At 39.1% G+C, this 16,236-nt stretch carries 15 protein-coding genes and 1 pseudogene; 15 read left to right on the forward strand and 1 reads right to left on the reverse strand.

Annotation, left to right across the window (positions count from 1 at the left end; all coding sequences use genetic code 11):
* Window positions 1-29: 29 nt before the first annotated feature.
* The 10 genes and pseudogenes from E1I69_RS10995 to E1I69_RS11040 all read left to right on the forward strand — a co-directional run bounded on the left by E1I69_RS10995 (window position 30) and on the right by E1I69_RS11040 (window position 10,274).
* Window positions 30-1,358, forward strand: a complete 1,329-nt coding sequence (locus E1I69_RS10995; RefSeq protein WP_136379660.1) for an MFS transporter — start codon at window positions 30-32, stop codon at window positions 1,356-1,358.
* A gap of 31 nt (window positions 1,359-1,389) precedes the next feature.
* A complete protein-coding gene (locus tag E1I69_RS11000; RefSeq protein WP_347561806.1) occupies window positions 1,390-2,556 on the forward strand; it encodes an acetyl-CoA C-acyltransferase in 1,167 nt (388 codons plus the stop codon).
* Between the two features lie 173 nt (window positions 2,557-2,729).
* A complete protein-coding gene (locus E1I69_RS11005) occupies window positions 2,730-3,347 on the forward strand; it encodes a YczE/YyaS/YitT family protein (RefSeq protein ID WP_136379662.1) in 618 nt (205 codons plus the stop codon).
* 61 nt (window positions 3,348-3,408) lie between these two features.
* Window positions 3,409-4,332, forward strand: coding sequence for a type I pantothenate kinase (gene coaA, locus E1I69_RS11010; RefSeq protein WP_136379663.1), 924 nt, complete (start codon window positions 3,409-3,411; stop codon window positions 4,330-4,332).
* 472 nt (window positions 4,333-4,804) lie between these two features.
* Window positions 4,805-5,659 carry a polyamine aminopropyltransferase gene (speE, locus tag E1I69_RS11015; RefSeq protein ID WP_136379664.1) on the forward strand — a complete coding sequence of 285 codons (855 nt, stop codon included), beginning with the start codon at window positions 4,805-4,807 and terminating at the stop codon, window positions 5,657-5,659.
* A gap of 141 nt (window positions 5,660-5,800) precedes the next feature.
* Complete coding sequence (gene nagZ / locus E1I69_RS11020) at window positions 5,801-7,513, forward strand: beta-N-acetylhexosaminidase (protein ID WP_136379665.1); 1,713 nt, start codon at window positions 5,801-5,803, stop codon at window positions 7,511-7,513.
* 132 nt (window positions 7,514-7,645) lie between these two features.
* The gene (locus E1I69_RS11025) at window positions 7,646-7,852 is read left to right on the forward strand and encodes a helix-turn-helix transcriptional regulator (RefSeq protein WP_136379678.1); all 207 of its coding nucleotides are present in this window, start codon (window positions 7,646-7,648) and stop codon (window positions 7,850-7,852) included.
* A 13-nt stretch (window positions 7,853-7,865) separates the two neighbouring features.
* A pseudogene (locus E1I69_RS11030) lies at window positions 7,866-8,242 on the forward strand (permease).
* 144 nt (window positions 8,243-8,386) lie between these two features.
* The gene (locus E1I69_RS11035) at window positions 8,387-8,962 is read left to right on the forward strand and encodes a hypothetical protein (protein WP_136379666.1); all 576 of its coding nucleotides are present in this window, start codon (window positions 8,387-8,389) and stop codon (window positions 8,960-8,962) included.
* A gap of 46 nt (window positions 8,963-9,008) precedes the next feature.
* Window positions 9,009-10,274, forward strand: coding sequence for a hypothetical protein (locus tag E1I69_RS11040; protein ID WP_136379667.1), 1,266 nt, complete (start codon window positions 9,009-9,011; stop codon window positions 10,272-10,274).
* A gap of 63 nt (window positions 10,275-10,337) precedes the next feature.
* On the opposite strand, the gene E1I69_RS11045 is transcribed toward E1I69_RS11040, so the two are convergent.
* Window positions 10,338-11,534, reverse strand: a complete 1,197-nt coding sequence (locus E1I69_RS11045) for a DUF4085 family protein (RefSeq protein ID WP_136379668.1) — start codon at window positions 11,532-11,534, stop codon at window positions 10,338-10,340.
* Between the two features lie 217 nt (window positions 11,535-11,751).
* Between E1I69_RS11045 and E1I69_RS11050 the strand changes: the two genes are divergently transcribed.
* The 5 genes from E1I69_RS11050 to E1I69_RS11070 all read left to right on the forward strand — a co-directional run bounded on the left by E1I69_RS11050 (window position 11,752) and on the right by E1I69_RS11070 (window position 16,078).
* Window positions 11,752-12,786: an ABC transporter permease gene (locus E1I69_RS11050; protein ID WP_136379669.1), complete on the forward strand. Its 1,035-nt coding sequence runs from the start codon at window positions 11,752-11,754 to the stop codon at window positions 12,784-12,786.
* A gap of 1 nt (window position 12,787) precedes the next feature.
* The gene (locus E1I69_RS11055; RefSeq protein WP_136379670.1) at window positions 12,788-13,474 is read left to right on the forward strand and encodes an ABC transporter ATP-binding protein; all 687 of its coding nucleotides are present in this window, start codon (window positions 12,788-12,790) and stop codon (window positions 13,472-13,474) included.
* Between the two features lie 83 nt (window positions 13,475-13,557).
* Entirely contained in the window at window positions 13,558-14,238 is a 681-nt protein-coding gene (locus E1I69_RS11060) for a response regulator transcription factor (protein ID WP_136379671.1), read from the forward strand.
* Complete coding sequence (locus tag E1I69_RS11065; protein ID WP_136379672.1) at window positions 14,235-15,614, forward strand: sensor histidine kinase; 1,380 nt, start codon at window positions 14,235-14,237, stop codon at window positions 15,612-15,614. Before E1I69_RS11060 ends, E1I69_RS11065 begins: the two co-directional genes overlap by 4 nt.
* A gap of 80 nt (window positions 15,615-15,694) precedes the next feature.
* Window positions 15,695-16,078 (forward strand): hypothetical protein, encoded by a 384-nt coding sequence (locus E1I69_RS11070; protein ID WP_136379673.1) that lies wholly within the window; start codon window positions 15,695-15,697, stop codon window positions 16,076-16,078.
* The last annotated feature ends 158 nt before the right edge of the window (window positions 16,079-16,236 follow it).

The raw sequence follows: 16,236 nt of genomic DNA on the forward strand, positions 1-16,236 counted from the left end.
TACACCAACGTAAACAGGGAGGAAAGTCGATGTCTACAGCTCCAGTACTTCAGGAGGATTTAAATACAGAGAAAAAGGGTTTTTCGAAAGAACATCGCAAGGTCGGTTTGGCTAGCTTTATTGGTACTACAATTGAATGGTATGATTTCTACTTATACGGTACAGCTGCGGCTTTAGTATTTCCAGCATTGTTTTTTCCGACTTTTGATCCTTTATACGGGACACTAGCAGCCTTTGGTTCATATGCTGCAGGATTTATCGCACGACCATTAGGCAGTATGGTATTCGGTCATTTCGGCGATAAAGTTGGCCGAAAAAAAATGCTGACATTGTCTCTGTTATTAATGGGAATAGCCACATTTTTGATGGGGCTGATTCCATCCTATCAAACAATTGGATTGATGGCTCCACTATTAATAAGTATTCTACGCATTTTACAGGGATTTGCTGTTGGAGGCGAGTGGGGATCAGCTGTGGTAATGGCTGTCGAACATGCTCCGAAAGGAAAACGGGGGTTATACGGTAGCTTCCCACAAATGGGAGTACCTGCTGGTCTGCTTTTATCCACTTTCGTATTCTCAATGGTAAATAATAGCATGTCAAATGAAGCTTTCCTTGCCTGGGGCTGGCGTATTCCATTTTTACTCAGTGCAGTACTTGTCATCATTGGACTTTGGATTCGCTTAAGAGTGAGTGAATCGCCTGTATTTGAGGATTTGGCAGAAAAGAAACAGTTAGAGGAAAAACCTGTGCTCACTGTTCTGCGTACCCAGAAAAAACCACTATTCTTAACGATTGGTATGAAATTAGTTCAAAACGCAACCTTTTATATCTATTCTGTATTTGTTCTAACGTATCTCGTAGGTACGGTTAATGTCGACAGGTCCATTGGTCTAAATGCAGTTATGATTTCTTCAGTAGTTGGTTTCGTGACTATGCCATTATGGTCCTACTTATCAGATAAGATTGGTCGAAAACCTGTCTATTTGGGCGGTACAATAGCGACGACACTATTTATCTTTCCATTTTTCTTGTTAATGGATACGGGATCGGTACTTTGGATCACAATCGGAATTGTACTTGGATTGAATGTCATACATGATTCTGTATACGGTCCTCAGGCTGTATACTACTCTGAGCTTTTTGGGTCGAAGGTTCGTTTAAGTGGTGCTTCCATTGGTTACCAAATCGGGGCTATCTTAGCAGGTGGATTTTCCCCACTAATCGCGACTTGGCTACTAGCAAAATACGATGGACAAAGCTTACCAATCATTTTATATTTAGTCGCACTTGGTGTAATAAGTATCATTGCAACATTATTCGCACGGGAAACGTACCGAGATTCACTAACCCAGTAATTTAGTTTCTATAAATCTACTAAAAGGATGGGTGATTTCATTGAAAAAAACTGTATTAATTGATGGAGTTCGTACTCCTATTGGACGGTTCAAGGGAAACTTTAGCAAGAATTCAGCAACTGAACTAGGTACGGCTACAGTTTCAGAACTTATTTACCGCTATCCTGTAGCCACTAAGGCAGATGGTGTTATCCTAGGTCAAGTAATCCAGGCTGGGCAAGGGCAAAATCCAGCACGTCAAGTGGCGGTCAACGCTGGAATTGATATAAACACTCCTGCTTTAACATTAAACAGCGTTTGTATTGCTAGTTTAGCAGCTGTATCTGATGCTGCCCGCCGTATTGAGAGAGGAGAAGGGGACTTATTCGTTGTCGGAGGATTTGAATCCATGACAAATGCTCCTCATGTCTCTAATCTTCGCCGGGAAGTAAAAATGGGTGCGGTTGAATTCTACGATACTTTGAATGACGGATTGTGGTGTGCACTTTCTGATCAATCAATGGGTGGGTTATCTGAAAAAACAAACCGGGAATTACAGATTAGCCGAGAAGATCAAGATGAATATGCCCTAACATCCCAATTAAGGGCAGCAAAGGCACAAAGAGTTGGAGTTTTTAAGGATGAAATAGTAGGAGTAAATGTTTCAGGTCAGCTTATCACCGAGGATGAATGTATTCGACCTCAAACCACAATTGACAAGTTACAAAAACTTCTTCCAGCATTTGAAGACCGAGGGACCATTACAGCTGGAAACGCTAGTCAGATGTCTGATGGCGCGAGTGCAGGTCTACTTTCTAGTCTCGATACATGTGAAAAAATAGGAAAGTCACCGCTTGCAACAATTGTTGATTGGTCAGTAGTGGCAGGACCAGATCCATCCTTGCATTTACAGCCAGCAAATGCAATACGGGCTGTATTGGATCGTACAAATTTACGTCTTTCAGATATTGATTTGTTCGAAATAAATGAAGCATTTGCAAGTGTCGTTATCGCTAGTCAGCGTGAACTAGGGCTTCCATCTGATGTAGTGAACGTAAATGGAGGAGCGATTTCTCTTGGGCACCCTTTAGGTGCAAGTGGCTTCCGGCTAGTGCTCACTCTTGCTCTTGAACTGAAACGACGCGGAGGAGGCAGAGGGATTGCATCCATGTGCGGCGGTGGAGGTCAAGGAGCAGCCATCTTGATCGAAGTAGACTAATAGTAATGCGATTTTAAAGAAGAACAATCATTTGTGTAATTGAGAAGTTTAAAGATGATTTTCGATATGTAGGCGTCTGTCCTTAGGGGCGGATGCTTATTTTTTTAAATCTTTTTATTCGCAATAGTGTTATAATTAAATAATTATTTTGAACTTTAATATAGAGGTGCAACATGTCAAAACGCATAGGCATTTATTTAGGGGGATTAGCTCTCACAGCTCTTGGGATTGCGATTATTATTCTATCATTTATTGGGGCAGGGCCGTGGGATACGGTAGCAGTTGGCCTAAACATTCATTTGGGTTTGACCATTGGAACATGGTCCATTATAACGCAAGTGATTTTTACGGGGATCACCTGGATTATTGAAAAAACAAGATTTCGTTTTGAGTCAGTCATTCCCATTCTTATACGAAGTGTGTTTCTTGATATTTGGTTTTATTTTGTCCTAAGGAACGTTGACTTTACATCTTCCTGGGAGTTGCAATGGGGGAGTTTTGGTGCAGGGCTTATTTTTGCCGGTGTAGGGATTGGAATATATATGGAGGCAAATTTACCAAAAACGCCAATTGATGGAATGATGGTGGCAATATCCAATAGGTTAGGTTGGAGCTTTAATAAAGTAAGAATGGGGATTGAAGGTACAGGTGCCGTCTTTGGGTTTATTTTAGGAGGACCGGTAGGGCTTGGTACGTTAGTGATTGCATTGTTATTAGGTAAAATCATTCAGGTTGTCAATAATAGAATGAAGAGAATCATGCAGGTGTCGGACAAGACTGTTTCTATTTAAAGGTACTCAAACCAGCAACAATTTGATAAAATGAACAAGAATCTAAACTTGAGGTAATGTTATGTATCCGTTAACAAATTATATTGAATTTAATAGAGAAAAATGGGCGACACTACGCAATAAAACTCCTTTGTTACTATCAGCAGAAGAGCTTGAGAGTATCAAAGGGATAAACGAAGAAATTTCACTTCGAGAGGTAGAAGAAATCTATCTACCATTGACTCGTTTAATCAATTTAAAAGTGGAAGCTTCACAACAGCTAGAAGGAGTCACGAACTCCTTTTTAGACTATAAAGCTAAAAAGATTCCATATATTATTGGGATTGCAGGAAGTGTTGCAGTAGGAAAAAGTACCGCAGCGAGAGTACTTCAAACTCTATTATCACGATGGGATAACCATAAAAAAGTAGGGTTAGTTACAACGGATGGATTCTTATATCCTAATGCAACATTAGAAAGCAAGGGATTAATGAGTCGCAAAGGGTTTCCTGAAAGCTATGATACTCAAAAATTAATACAGTTTATGATGAAGGTGAAATCGGGCAAACCGAAAGTAGAAGCACCACTGTATTCCCATTTAACGTATGATGTGCTGAACGATAAGGTAGAAGTGATTGATCGACCAGATATTTTAATCGTAGAAGGGATTAATGTATTGCAAGTGAGTAAATCCCATTCTGTGTTCGTTAGTGATTTCTTTGATTTCTCCATTTATATTGATGCAGATGTACGCAATATCAAAAAGTGGTATATTGAACGATTTTTGACGCTACAAAAAACAGCTTTTCAGAATCCAATGTCGTATTTTCATCGATACACGAGCTTGACAAAGGAAGAAGCTGTCCGAAAAGCAACTGACATCTGGGAAGAAATCAACGCGAAAAATTTACGAGAAAACATTCTCCCCACTCGCCGCCGTGCCAAAGTCGTATTAAAAAAGGGCCAAGATCATTTAATGGAAAAAGTCTATCTGAAGAAATTTTAAGCTGCTGGGACATGGGGACAGGTTCCCTGTCCCAGACTTTGCTTTTAAATTACCGCCGCAATCATTAGACATGCGGCTTTTTTCGTTTTATGGCTATTCCAGTCTGTTGGGGGATAAGGTTAGGTACTTGAATTGTAAAATAGACGAACAAATTTCGCTTATTTAGTAAATTTTATTAAAAATGGCTTATATAGACGGAGAGATTCCGCCTATTGACTCAAAAAACGTGAAAATAGGCGATTTTGCTTTCTGTAATCGGAAAATCTCCCATTATTTACCCCGAAATGTGCTCCATTCTGCCTTTAACCGGAAAATCTCCGTTAAGGAAAAATCATCCTATGTGGCGAGTTTACCTCATCCTGCGACATAATTTGGGACGACGGACCTGTCCCTCTGACCCACATCACTGGACACGCACCCGGTTCTTTCTTATTCTTATAATGGAAGATAAAGTTCAGAATGGGGGATGATGATGGAACGTAATAAACCATATTTATCAAGAAAAAATGGAGACTTATGGCTCACCGAAGATGAATACGATAACTTGAAAGTCAGCTACCGGATTAAAGATGTTATTTTTGATCAACAATCATCTTTCCAGGATGTGATGATTCTGGAATCCTATCATTTTGGAAGAATGCTAGTGTTAGATGGTATTGTCCAAACGACTTCGGTTGACGGACATATTTATAATGAAATGATTTCACATGTGCCAATGTCGATTCACCCAGATCCAAAAAAAGTGTTAATCATTGGTGGCGGGGACTGTGGAGTTGCAAAGGAACTTTGCAAGTACGATGGAGTCGAGCATATTGATATGGTCGAGATTGATGAACTCGTTGTAAAAACATGTATCGAGCATCTACCTGATGTATCAGGTCGACTGGCAGACCCACGTGTTCATTTTGTTTTTGATGATGGAGTAATATTTGCTGCAGGCAAGAAAAATGAGTATGACTTAATCATCGTAGACTCGTCCGATCCAATTGGACCTGCGAAGGTATTATTTGAAAAAGACTTTTATCAAAGTTTGCATGAAGCACTGAAAGAGGATGGAATCATGGTTTGCCAAAGCCAATCGCCTATTTTCCATGCGGACGTTATGAAACAGTCGTATACACGAATTTCTGAGCTTTTCGAAGAGGCCAAAATGTATACGGCCGTAGTACCTACCTATCCGGGAGGATTTTGGAGCTTCACCATTGGATCCAAGCAACATATTCAGCCTAACCCAAGCAAGGTTAGCGATAAAGAAACAAAATATGTGAACGAGCAAATTGTAAATAGCTGTTTCTCGTTGCCACAATTTATAACAGAAATATTATAATTCATAAAAACATCTCCTAGGGAAACATGGAGATGTTTTTGTTCCTTACAAGATTGTGAAGTTTCCAATCCGAACTAACCGATGTAACATTTTTAGGAAAAACGGAGTCTAAGTTTATATAAGAAAGAAGGGAGGTAGCCTATGCACAAAAAGAAATTACGAGTAGGGCTAATTGGTTTACTTTCCGTTGTCTTAGTGATCGGATTGGGTTATTTCATTTTATATAAAGACCCAGGTCAAGAAAATGAACAGACGGATCCTAGTGAGGAGATAGTTCAGCCTAATGGCAGTGATAAAATAGAGAAGGAGCCGGAAGAGAAGCCAGAGGAAACACTGGATATCCTTGAGCAGGTTAAGCAGGTTTTTTCTTTATCGGAAACAGGGAAAGTTCCACATACACCTTTTATAGCGGGTCAGACGAAATTTGAGGATATTCAGGAACAATGGGGTGAACCACAAAAAATAGATGAAACGGCAATCGGAAATTTTGCGGTTTATCAGGACCATGATGTGACAATTGGGATTAAGGAACAACTTGCATTCGATATACGCTCTTACGAACCTGGTTTAAGTGATATTCATTTTGAAGATATAAAAAGTGCAAGAGGTGAACCAGATGAAATCAAGTATTTTCAGGATGAAAAGGTGAACCAAATTATATTAATCTATCAAGTGAATCCAACATTTCAGTTGAAGTGGATTTTACCCAAACCGACTGAACAGGAACCTAATCCGACTGTTCATCATATTTCTGTCGTAACAGACGTTCAACAATCAGTTGAAGAGGATGAGGGTTTAAGTTTAGATGAAAAAATTGGGCAAATGATTTTTGCAGGGATTACCGGAACAAAAATGAATTCGAAGATGAACGAATTAGTTTCGAACTACCATGTCGGGGGTATCATTTTTAATGGTGACAATTTAGTAAGTCCCAATCAAACCGTTGAATATGTCAATCAAATCAAGAAGGCGAATGAAAGCGGCATTCCCCTGTTTTTCGGTGTTGACCAGGAGGGTGGACGAATTTCGAAGCTACCAGGGGGGTTACTTGATTTTCCAACCAATTTAGAAATTGGAAAAAGAAACAATCCGTCGCTGTCATTTGAAATCGGCACACTACTTGGAAAAGAACTGCAAGCATTTGGTTTTAATGTGGATTTTGCCCCGGTGCTTGATGTGAATAGTAACCCGGATAACCCGGTAATTGGGAACCGTTCATTTAGCAGCAATCCAGAGATTGTGAGCAGTCTTGGCATTCAAACGATGAAAGGGCTGCAATCACAGTCCACCGTTGCGGTCGTTAAGCATTTTCCTGGTCACGGAGATACGCGTGCTGATTCCCATCTAGAGCTACCTACGGTGAATAAAACGCGGGCTGAGCTTGAGAGTCTAGAGCTTATTCCATTTCGTGAGGCCGTAAAAGAAGGAGCGGACATGGTGATGATTGCTCATATTTTAGTACCGAGTCTCGATCAAACCTTCCCATCCTCCATGTCTAAAAAGATTATGACGGATCTTTTACGAAATGACCTTGGCTTTAAGGGAGTTATTATTACCGATGATTTGACGATGAAAGCAATCACCAATGAATATGATATTGGTGTGGCGGCTGTTCAGTCCATAAAAGCAGGCAGTGACATTGTCATGGTGGCACATAATTATCAGCATGTAGTCGCTGTTCGAAATGCTATCAAAAAGGCAGTTATAAACGGAGAGATTTCTGAGCAGAGGATTGACGAGAGCGTAGGCAGAATTCTACAGTTAAAAGAAAAATATAAATTGAACGACTCACCAGTAGGACCAGTGAATATCGATGTGTTGAACCAAGCAATTGAGTTGGTGCTATCAAGGTAGTAAGCGAGAAATAAGATGGAGTTAGTTCTATTCTAAAATAGAGCTAACTCTATTTTTATGAAAAAATGTAAAGGGAACTTGACGTAAAGGAAGCTTTACATTATGATGAAAATAGAAGAGGTGGTGAAGGGGTTGCAAAATAAAGTTTCAGAGTTTAGAAAGAAACATGGATACTCCCAGGATCGCTTAGCTGAAAAATTGGGTGTTTCGAGACAAACGATTATTTCGATTGAAAAGGGAAAATACAACCCTTCTCTTCCTTTGGCATTGATAATGGCTGAAGTTTTTGAGACAAACGTGGAGAACATTTTCATTTTAGAGGAAGAAGATTATAAATAAGGAGGCAAAAAATATGGGCAATTCAAGAGTTCCATTTATCGTTTTTGGTGTTTTGTTTTCTGTGATGACTGGATTTGTGGTATTTGTTGGAATTATGGCGAAATCGACACCTGCTCCAATGGCTTATATGACACTAGCGATGGCGGTGATGAGCTTTTGCTTGGCTTATTTGTATCCACAGTTTAAGCAAAAGGCTGAGCGCATGAAACTCATTCGGGAAAAAGGAATGTTCGCTTCCTACTTTGCGATGATTTTTTATCTAGTCGTATTTAATATAGGACTTCAATTTGAATTCTTGTAGTTTCCGCAGCACAGCTTATCAATATCCTAACAGCCCTATTAATCTGTACCGTATTTATCTCCTTCGTCATATATTCAAAAATTTACTAAAATATAGTTGACTGCACTTGTTTTGGTGCAGTTTTTTTATATTCCAGAAAAAGCAAAATTTGATAACTTTTGAAACCAAATGAACTTCCAGTCGTAGTAATAAGAAAGGTGTTGGGAAAAAATACTAGAAAAGAGGGGATGCAAGTGGAACCACATGAGATTCGTAGAATGCGGATGAATCAGATTCTGTTGACAAATGGGACAATGCTAACTGTTCTTATACTCTTTTTTACTATCATAAATGTATTTACAATTAGGTTTCCGCACTTTTTCTTTACATTGGCGGTTCTCATTCTTATTCAGGCTATTTTCGGTTTTATTAAAAGAGATTCTACAAAATCATTTCTTCCAATTCTTGAAAAGGTAGCAACCTATGAAAAACAAAAAATGGGGGACGAATGGTCGAAAATCAGAAAAGTAAGCAGCGGGTGGAGTCTTGTACTAAGTGCGTTCATGTTTTTTCAATTTTATATGAGTCTAGACTATGAATATGGTATTTTTCAAATCGATCCTATTATTATGCTCATCGTGATCATAATGGCTATCGTGGTTACCAACATTGGAATGCTTATTCATTTTAGAAAGGTAGACCGTTCAACCTCTGAATCGGATATGAAGGGCTATACCTGGAAATCAAACCTAATAGCTGGTGTTGTTGGACTTGTATTCGGCTTAGCGATATTTATGATGACAATTTATTATGTAATTTCGAATATATAGTGGGACAGAGGGACAGGTACATTGTCCCAGAAATGGAGTGTTTTAATTGGATTCTAGAATACAGGAACTAATTGAATTAACAAGAAAAAAATTTGGTCTATGGGACTATTACTTGAAAAGACATAGCGTAAACCGGAATGTGAACATTTTTAATGAAACTGTGTACTCATTATCAATGGAGTGGTTTCCAAATGAAGTTGAAGAGCCTATGGATGAAGATGAGAATCCAGACGGTACAGCCGTAATTGAAATCGATATCAACACCCGGAAGTTTCAGAGTGCAATTTTCGTAATGGGACAGACATTCGCAAAGAATGGGGTAACCTTTGCTGGTAAAAATGACATCATCAAATGGATTGAGCAGGAGACAGGATTAAGATATGAACAGCAATTTCAGCTTCGCAAAGAAGAAAAGGGGGAGCTGCACTTTAGTGAATGCATTGACGGTGTTGATGTTTCTCCTGCTGGAATGATTGAGGTCAAGTTTAATCAAGATGGTAAACTTACGTTGTTTTCAGTTCATGGTCATTTTCCATCTAAAGAAAAGGTCAAGTTAGAACCCTATACATTAACCTTCGAAAAAATAGAGGCAATAGCAAAGGAACAAGTGAAGTTACTTGAATTTCCATTATTTGATCAACAACAATTAGTAGCGGCATATGCTGTGGAAGAAATCTATGTTCGAAATGATCAAATTTCCACCATCCCTTTTGAGCCAAACGTGGATGTGAAAGGATATTTGGAAATAGACAAGCCTTTGTTTTGGGATGAGCCACTTAAGACTAAATTTGATCGAAAGGAAATGAAGTGGCATGAGGAGGTTACGGCTGAACAGGCCTTTTCAATGGAGCCTTCTCCAGATTCCCTGCCAATCAAGAAGGCAGAGCTAGAAAAATGTGTGATCGAGGTTACGAATCTTTTAAGAAAAGAATATCCAAGTGATTCAGGTATCTGGATTTTAAAATCTCTTCATCGTGAAAAGGGCTATATTCATGCGATATTGAGAGCGACTGAGCAGGATAGCCGCGTATTTCAACGAAAAGTGAATATAATGATTGATTCCAAGAGCCTTCAAGCTGTCAATTATATGGACAACTTGATGATGTTAAAGATGTTCGATGAATTTGAAATACCTGAGAAAGTCGTAATCAGTAAGGATGAAGCCTTTGAAAAACTAAAAGGAAAGTTCGAGCTAACTCCTTATTATGTTTATGATTTTGACCAAAAGCAGTATGTGCTTTGCGGAAAAATAGATTGCCAGTTTGGAGTAAACGCAACAACAGGCGAAGTTGTTGAATTGGATGAATTGTAAAAAGAACACGGGGGTGGTCTGTGTCCCAAAATTATTAATCTAAGGACAAGAACCCCCTCCGAACTACTCTATCAGTGAACAATATTTTTCAATCACGTCATTTGTTAAGATCCCTTCGTTATAAAAATGATTGGCATAAACACTTGCCATCATTTCATTTTCTTCGGTAATTGTCATCTTAGTCATAACACGATTGATTATTTCCGCCAATTCAAGTGGGTTAGCATACATCGTATTCCATGCTCGTACTTGTAGCTCCAAATTATCACATAGTGCTGCTGCTTCGATTTCATCCATTGGTAATGGTTCATCCAAATGCGCATAAGGATCCTCATATACATCCGTATAAATAAACTGAATGGGATTGACCTCTTCTAAATCGTAAGTAAAGCATTTATTCCCGATTGTCACAATCACTTCATTTTGTGTAACCTCAAGTTTTCCGTTTTCTAATGTAATAGATTCAGAGATTGATTGGATGGCACAAGTCACATGTGGAGTATGTAGCCAATAGTGATCATCCGGATCTAATCGTGCAAGATAATCCTCAAATGGTGTCTCTTTTAGTTTTTCTTCATGATGTAATGAAGTATATAAGGCCGGACGATAATAATAGCATGCATCCAAATTCCTCATAAAAATCGTCCATTCGCTATCTGGACCATCGAACAACACACGAAAGGCAAAACCATCTTCTGTTTTCTGTAACTCGTAATAGACAATCCAATGCCCAACCTCTAAAGGTACTTCAAATTCCTCGGCCAGCACATTTTCAAAAGTGAACTGAATAAGTGCTTTTGTTGAGAAACCTCCGTCTGTATTGATGTACAGGTGAAGTGTATCGCCTTTTCGTACGATGCGATCAATGCTTGAATCGTGCAGGCTTTCCTCAAAGACATCCTGGACTTCCTTTGATAAAAATGTAACAGCATTTGCCGTTTGCTCATGGGCTGCATCTAAAATGTGTTCAAATTCTTTGTCTGCTTCACGCATCCATTGCAGGTAATCATCGCGAACAGATTTCGGTAATGTTGGCTGATTTAAAGTACCATTCTTCACATACGGAATGAAACGGTCTGGTAAAATCTGTAGGAGTACATCTTTAGCTTCCTCAAGTTCTTCTTTAAGACGAGAAATAAGATCTTCGCCTTCTTCTTCGGCTTGTTTTAATGAAAATTCCCAGTCTTCGTCAGATTCGTGAATCGGTAGCGTATTGCATGTTGAAAACTTCTCTTTCGCTTGTTTCGTTAGATTCCACATAGCCTCACCCCAATGTAGTTTATGAGCCTAGTATAACAGGATTAATCTATTTGGAGATATGAAAGATTCGCCTGGCTTCAATTGTAACCCCTTGTTCATCTTCTATTCACATACCGATTATAAACTAAGGATATCAAGAGAGGACGCAGGGGAGTTCATTCTCAAATATGGGACGATGAACCTGTCCCCTTGTCCCATTATGATAGGAGGAATGAAGATGAAGATGGCATTGAAGGAAATGAAGAAGAATAGGGTGCGGTTTTTAATTTTAGGTTCGATTGTGTTTCTTGTGAGTTTCCTAACGTTTATCATTTCTGGCTTAGCGAACGGGTTGTCGCAGGATAATGCTGCCTTAATTAAAAACTTGCCGGACGGTCAATTTTACATGGCAGACGATGCAGACCAAACGTATAATCTATCAAAAATTGATCTCGACACGCAGAGTGAAATTTTAGACAAACATCAAGAGGCTGTTGCTTTTTCGATTCAAATGGGGTTTCTAAATGAGCAAAATGGAAAACAACGAAGTGTTGCGTTTGTTACCTCAACGGAATCCCCATTGTTTGCAAAGGTGAATCCCGGCGAAATCATCCTTGATCAATCACTAAAGGATGCTGGGATAAGGACGGGCGACATCTTAACAAACAATCAACATAACGGGGAGTTCACTGTAAAAGGCTTTGTGGAACAAAGTAAATACAGTCATGCACCTGTTGCGTATATCAACCCCGAGGATTTTAAAGAAATCTATCGTATCGAGGAAATGCAATTAATTTTTATACCAGGTTCCGATACAACGCAACATTATAGTAATCTAGAGGTTTTTTCAAAAAACGAATTCCTAAATACGATTTCAAGCTATAAAGCAGAGCAAATGTCCTTGAATATGATTATTTGGTTTTTAGTCGTCATTAGTGGTATGTTGTTTGCTATCTTTTTCTACATGATGAACATTCAAAAAATGGGACTGTACGGAATTCTAAAGGCGATTGGTGTAAAGACAAGTTCGTTATTTAAAATGATGTGGACGCAAATGGCAGTCATCACCTTCATTGCCTTAGTTCTATCGGTCATACTCAGTCAAACGTTTAATCTCCTTGCACCAACTAGCATGCCGTTTCATTTAACATTAGAAACGACAGTCCAGTTGTCGTTGATTTTTATACTCATCGGCTTTGCTGGTGCAACACTTTCAGGAGTCCAAATCAAAAAAGTTGAACCATTACAAGCGATCCAACAAGGAGAGATGTAGGATGACCATCTTTACAATTGATGATGTTCAAAAAACATTTACAAATGGTGAAATCAAAGAAGAAATTTTAAAAGGGGTCAACCTAACCCTTAAGGAAGGGGAAGTTACCGCGCTAATAGGCGCCTCTGGTTCAGGTAAAAGTACACTGTTAACCATTGCCGCAGGACTCCAACCTGCCTCAAATGGAAAAGTAGTATTTGATGGTGAAAATATCGCGAATTTACGCTCAGAGGAAGTCAGAAAAATTCGGGCAACCAAATTTGGTTTTGTCTTTCAATTTGCTCATTTGGTGCCATTTCTTACCGTAGAGGAACAACTAGCGCTCATGCTCGAAGTATCTGAAACGGGATTACCGAAACATGAGCAAAAAAAGGAAATAGATGCCATACTAAAAGTAGTTGAAATGGACCATCGCAAGAAGGCCTATCCTTCTTCATTATCGGGTGGGGAACAGCAACGGGTAGCGATTGCACGCGCTATTATTCATAAGCCAAAGATTCTTTTTGCAGATGAGCCAACCGCAAGTCTAGATTCTAAACGTTCGAAGGATGTAATGATGCTCATTAGAACCATTACGACAACCTTGAACATCACAACCTTAATGGTGACGCATGATGAGGAAATGCTAACATTTGCAGATCGAATTATCAAAATGAGCGATGGACAGATCATTCAAAATGCCGTTTAATTTGTGCGGGGACAAGGGGACAGGTTCATTGTCCCAACTGGGACGATGAACCTGTCACTGCACCCCATATAGGGGGAGTAATTATGGCGACGATTTTACTTGTAGATGATGATCCGAATATTTTACAGCTTGTTCGAATTCATTTGTCAGAACAAGGATACCGCGTTTTCGAGGCGAAAGATGGAATGGCAGCCTTGGATATTTTAAAAAAGGAGCCATGTGATTTAGCGATTGTCGATGTGATGATGCCTTACATGGATGGCTATACACTGACGAAAGAGATTCGTGTGCAGTATGATATTCCGATTATCCTTTTAACCGCGAAAAGTCAAATAGAAGATAAGGAACAGGGGTTCCAAGCAGGAACTGACGATTATCTTGTGAAGCCATTTGAGCCGAAGGAATTGAGTTTTCGAATTAAAGCTCTGCTCAGACGATACGATTCTCAAGGTGATGAGGGGATATTTCATTTTGGCGAGACTACCATCAATAAAAAAAGCTACGAAGTCCAAATTGGCAGTAGGACTTTCCTTTTACCATTAAAAGAATTTGAGCTTCTATATTATCTCGCTTCCAATCCAAGACAGGTATTTTCGAGAGAACACTTAATCGAACAAATTTGGGGGCTCGATTTCCAAGGGGACGAGCGCACCGTTGATGTGCATATCAAAAGACTAAGGGAACGTTTTTCAAAAGTAACGGATGACTTCCAAATCAAAACAGTGCGTGGAGTTGGTTATATGGTAGAGGCTCAGCAATCATGAAAACACTCTATGTAAAATTCATTGTCATTACGATTGGCATGATGTTCATAAGCTTTATCTTAGCTTTTATCATTTCGAATAGTTATTATCAACAAAAGCTGAAGCCGATTAATGATCAAAAAAACACTCAAGTGGCACTCGATATTGCTAGTTTTACCGAAGCACATCCTGAGATTGCATTAACCGATTACTTGGCGAGTATTGCTGCCACAGGTTATCAATTTTATCTGATTGACGAAGCGGGAAACAAAACGTTTTTGGGGGAGCCATTTCGGGATAAAAGACTTCCTTCTACTATTGAACAAACGGTTTTAAATGGAGAAATTTTTCATGGTATTCTTCGGTTCCCACAGGAAACCTTTGTGACCGGTTTTTTTGCGAATGAATTAAAAAATACAATTGGCGTTCCGTTGAATCACAATGGAAGCCGTTTTGCCCTTTTTATGAGACCAGATATTAAGTTTCTTTTTAACGAAATGCATGTGCTGTTCGCCTGGATTGTTGGATTAACGATTTTACTTAGTGTTGTGATGGTTTTGATTAATACAAGATACTTGGTAAAGCCGATTTCTGATTTAACAAAGGCGACGAAATCCTTGGAATCCGGTGATTTTAATGTGAAGGTGGATTCAAATCGTCATGATGAGCTAGGCTTGCTCTCAAAAAGTTTTTTACAAATGGCACGAAGATTAGAGCAGACGGATGAAATCAGGAAGGAATTCATCTCCAATATTTCACATGATATTCAATCACCCCTTTCCAATATAAAAGGATACACAAGTTTGCTTGAGAAGGAATCCGTTACAACGGAAGAAAAAAGCCAATATGTTTCGATTATTAATGGTGAGATTGAGAGGCTTTCAAGCTTAACGAAACAACTGTTACTGCTCGCCTCACTTGATCGAAATGAGGATATCGTGAAGAAAAGATCATTTAATCTTGGGCAGCAAATTAAGGATTTAATCCGAAATTATCAATGGTCGATTAGCGAAAAAGGGATTATGCTCGAGTTTACATTACCGGATATTGAGATTGTTGGTGACCCGTCATTACTAGATACGGTGTGGGATAATCTTTTATCCAATGCCATTAAATACAATAAGCCCGATGGCACTATTGAAATTTCAGCCCAGGAAATAGGAGACTCAGTATTAATCAAATTTGAGGATTCAGGAATCGGGATGAAAGATTTAGAAGTGGAGAGGGCTTTTGAACGCTTTTATCGCGCGGATCAATCACGTACGCGTTCGATTGAGGGCACAGGACTCGGTTTATCAATTGTAAAAATGATTGTTGACCTGCATGGGGGCAGTATATCTGTTTCAAGTAAAGAATCGATAGGAACGACCTTTATCGTAGAATTGCCGATCAAGTAGAAATGTAATCTTCCATTCATCGTCCGTTCATATTCATTTAGTAAAGTTTTAAAAAATGAGATTAACGGAGGGAATGGAGAATGAATAACAATAGTTTAGTATTGGTACGATTCGCAAGTATATTTGGTCTGATTGGCGCAATACTCGGAGCGCATATGGCGGGCGCTGGTTCATATGCGTTTCGACCAGTGCATGCACATATTTTAGTCGTAGGTTGGTTGAGTTTGTTTGCTTGGGCGGTTTTCTACAAAGTGTTCCAAGTCGAGCAATCGTTCTTAACCAAAATTCACGTATGGACAGCCATCATGGGTTCAACTGGATTAACAGTAGGTATGTGGCTATACATGGTAAAACCATTTTCGCTACCGGAAGGTGTAACCCTTATTGTTTACATTGCTGGCGGAGTTGCCCTTCTCGTTAGCTTTATTGCATTCTTCTTAATTACTTTGTTCACAAAAAAGTAGGAGGTAAGGGGGACGAGCCAATAGCTTTGCACAGATTCCATAAAATGTAAAAACGCTAATTGTATGTAGACATAAAAAAAGAAAGCCCTTATTGTAGAAGTGTTAGATGTTTGTTTGTTCCCAAAAACAATACAAACTTTCTACAAAGGAGCTTTCAA

Source organism: Bacillus timonensis (assembly GCF_004799755.1).
Taxonomy (GTDB): Bacteria; Bacillota; Bacilli; order Bacillales; family Bacillaceae_L; genus Ferdinandcohnia; species Ferdinandcohnia timonensis_A.

Excerpts from the sequence above, each read along its gene's own strand:
- E1I69_RS10995 (WP_136379660.1), top strand. The coding sequence starts at position 30 with ATGTCTACAGCTCCAGTACTTCAGGAGGATTTAAATACAGAGAAAAAG.
- E1I69_RS11005 (WP_136379662.1), top strand. The coding sequence starts at position 2,730 with ATGTCAAAACGCATAGGCATTTATTTAGGGGGATTAGCTCTCACAGCT.
- coaA (WP_136379663.1), top strand. The coding sequence starts at position 3,409 with ATGTATCCGTTAACAAATTATATTGAATTTAATAGAGAAAAATGGGCG.
- speE (WP_136379664.1), top strand. The coding sequence starts at position 4,805 with ATGGAACGTAATAAACCATATTTATCAAGAAAAAATGGAGACTTATGG.
- nagZ (WP_136379665.1), top strand. The coding sequence starts at position 5,801 with ATGCACAAAAAGAAATTACGAGTAGGGCTAATTGGTTTACTTTCCGTT.
- E1I69_RS11045 (WP_136379668.1), bottom strand. The coding sequence starts at position 11,534 with ATGTGGAATCTAACGAAACAAGCGAAAGAGAAGTTTTCAACATGCAAT.
- E1I69_RS11050 (WP_136379669.1), top strand. The coding sequence starts at position 11,752 with ATGAAGATGGCATTGAAGGAAATGAAGAAGAATAGGGTGCGGTTTTTA.
- E1I69_RS11055 (WP_136379670.1), top strand. The coding sequence starts at position 12,788 with ATGACCATCTTTACAATTGATGATGTTCAAAAAACATTTACAAATGGT.
- E1I69_RS11060 (WP_136379671.1), top strand. The coding sequence starts at position 13,558 with ATGGCGACGATTTTACTTGTAGATGATGATCCGAATATTTTACAGCTT.
- E1I69_RS11065 (WP_136379672.1), top strand. The coding sequence starts at position 14,235 with ATGAAAACACTCTATGTAAAATTCATTGTCATTACGATTGGCATGATG.
- E1I69_RS11070 (WP_136379673.1), top strand. The coding sequence starts at position 15,695 with ATGAATAACAATAGTTTAGTATTGGTACGATTCGCAAGTATATTTGGT.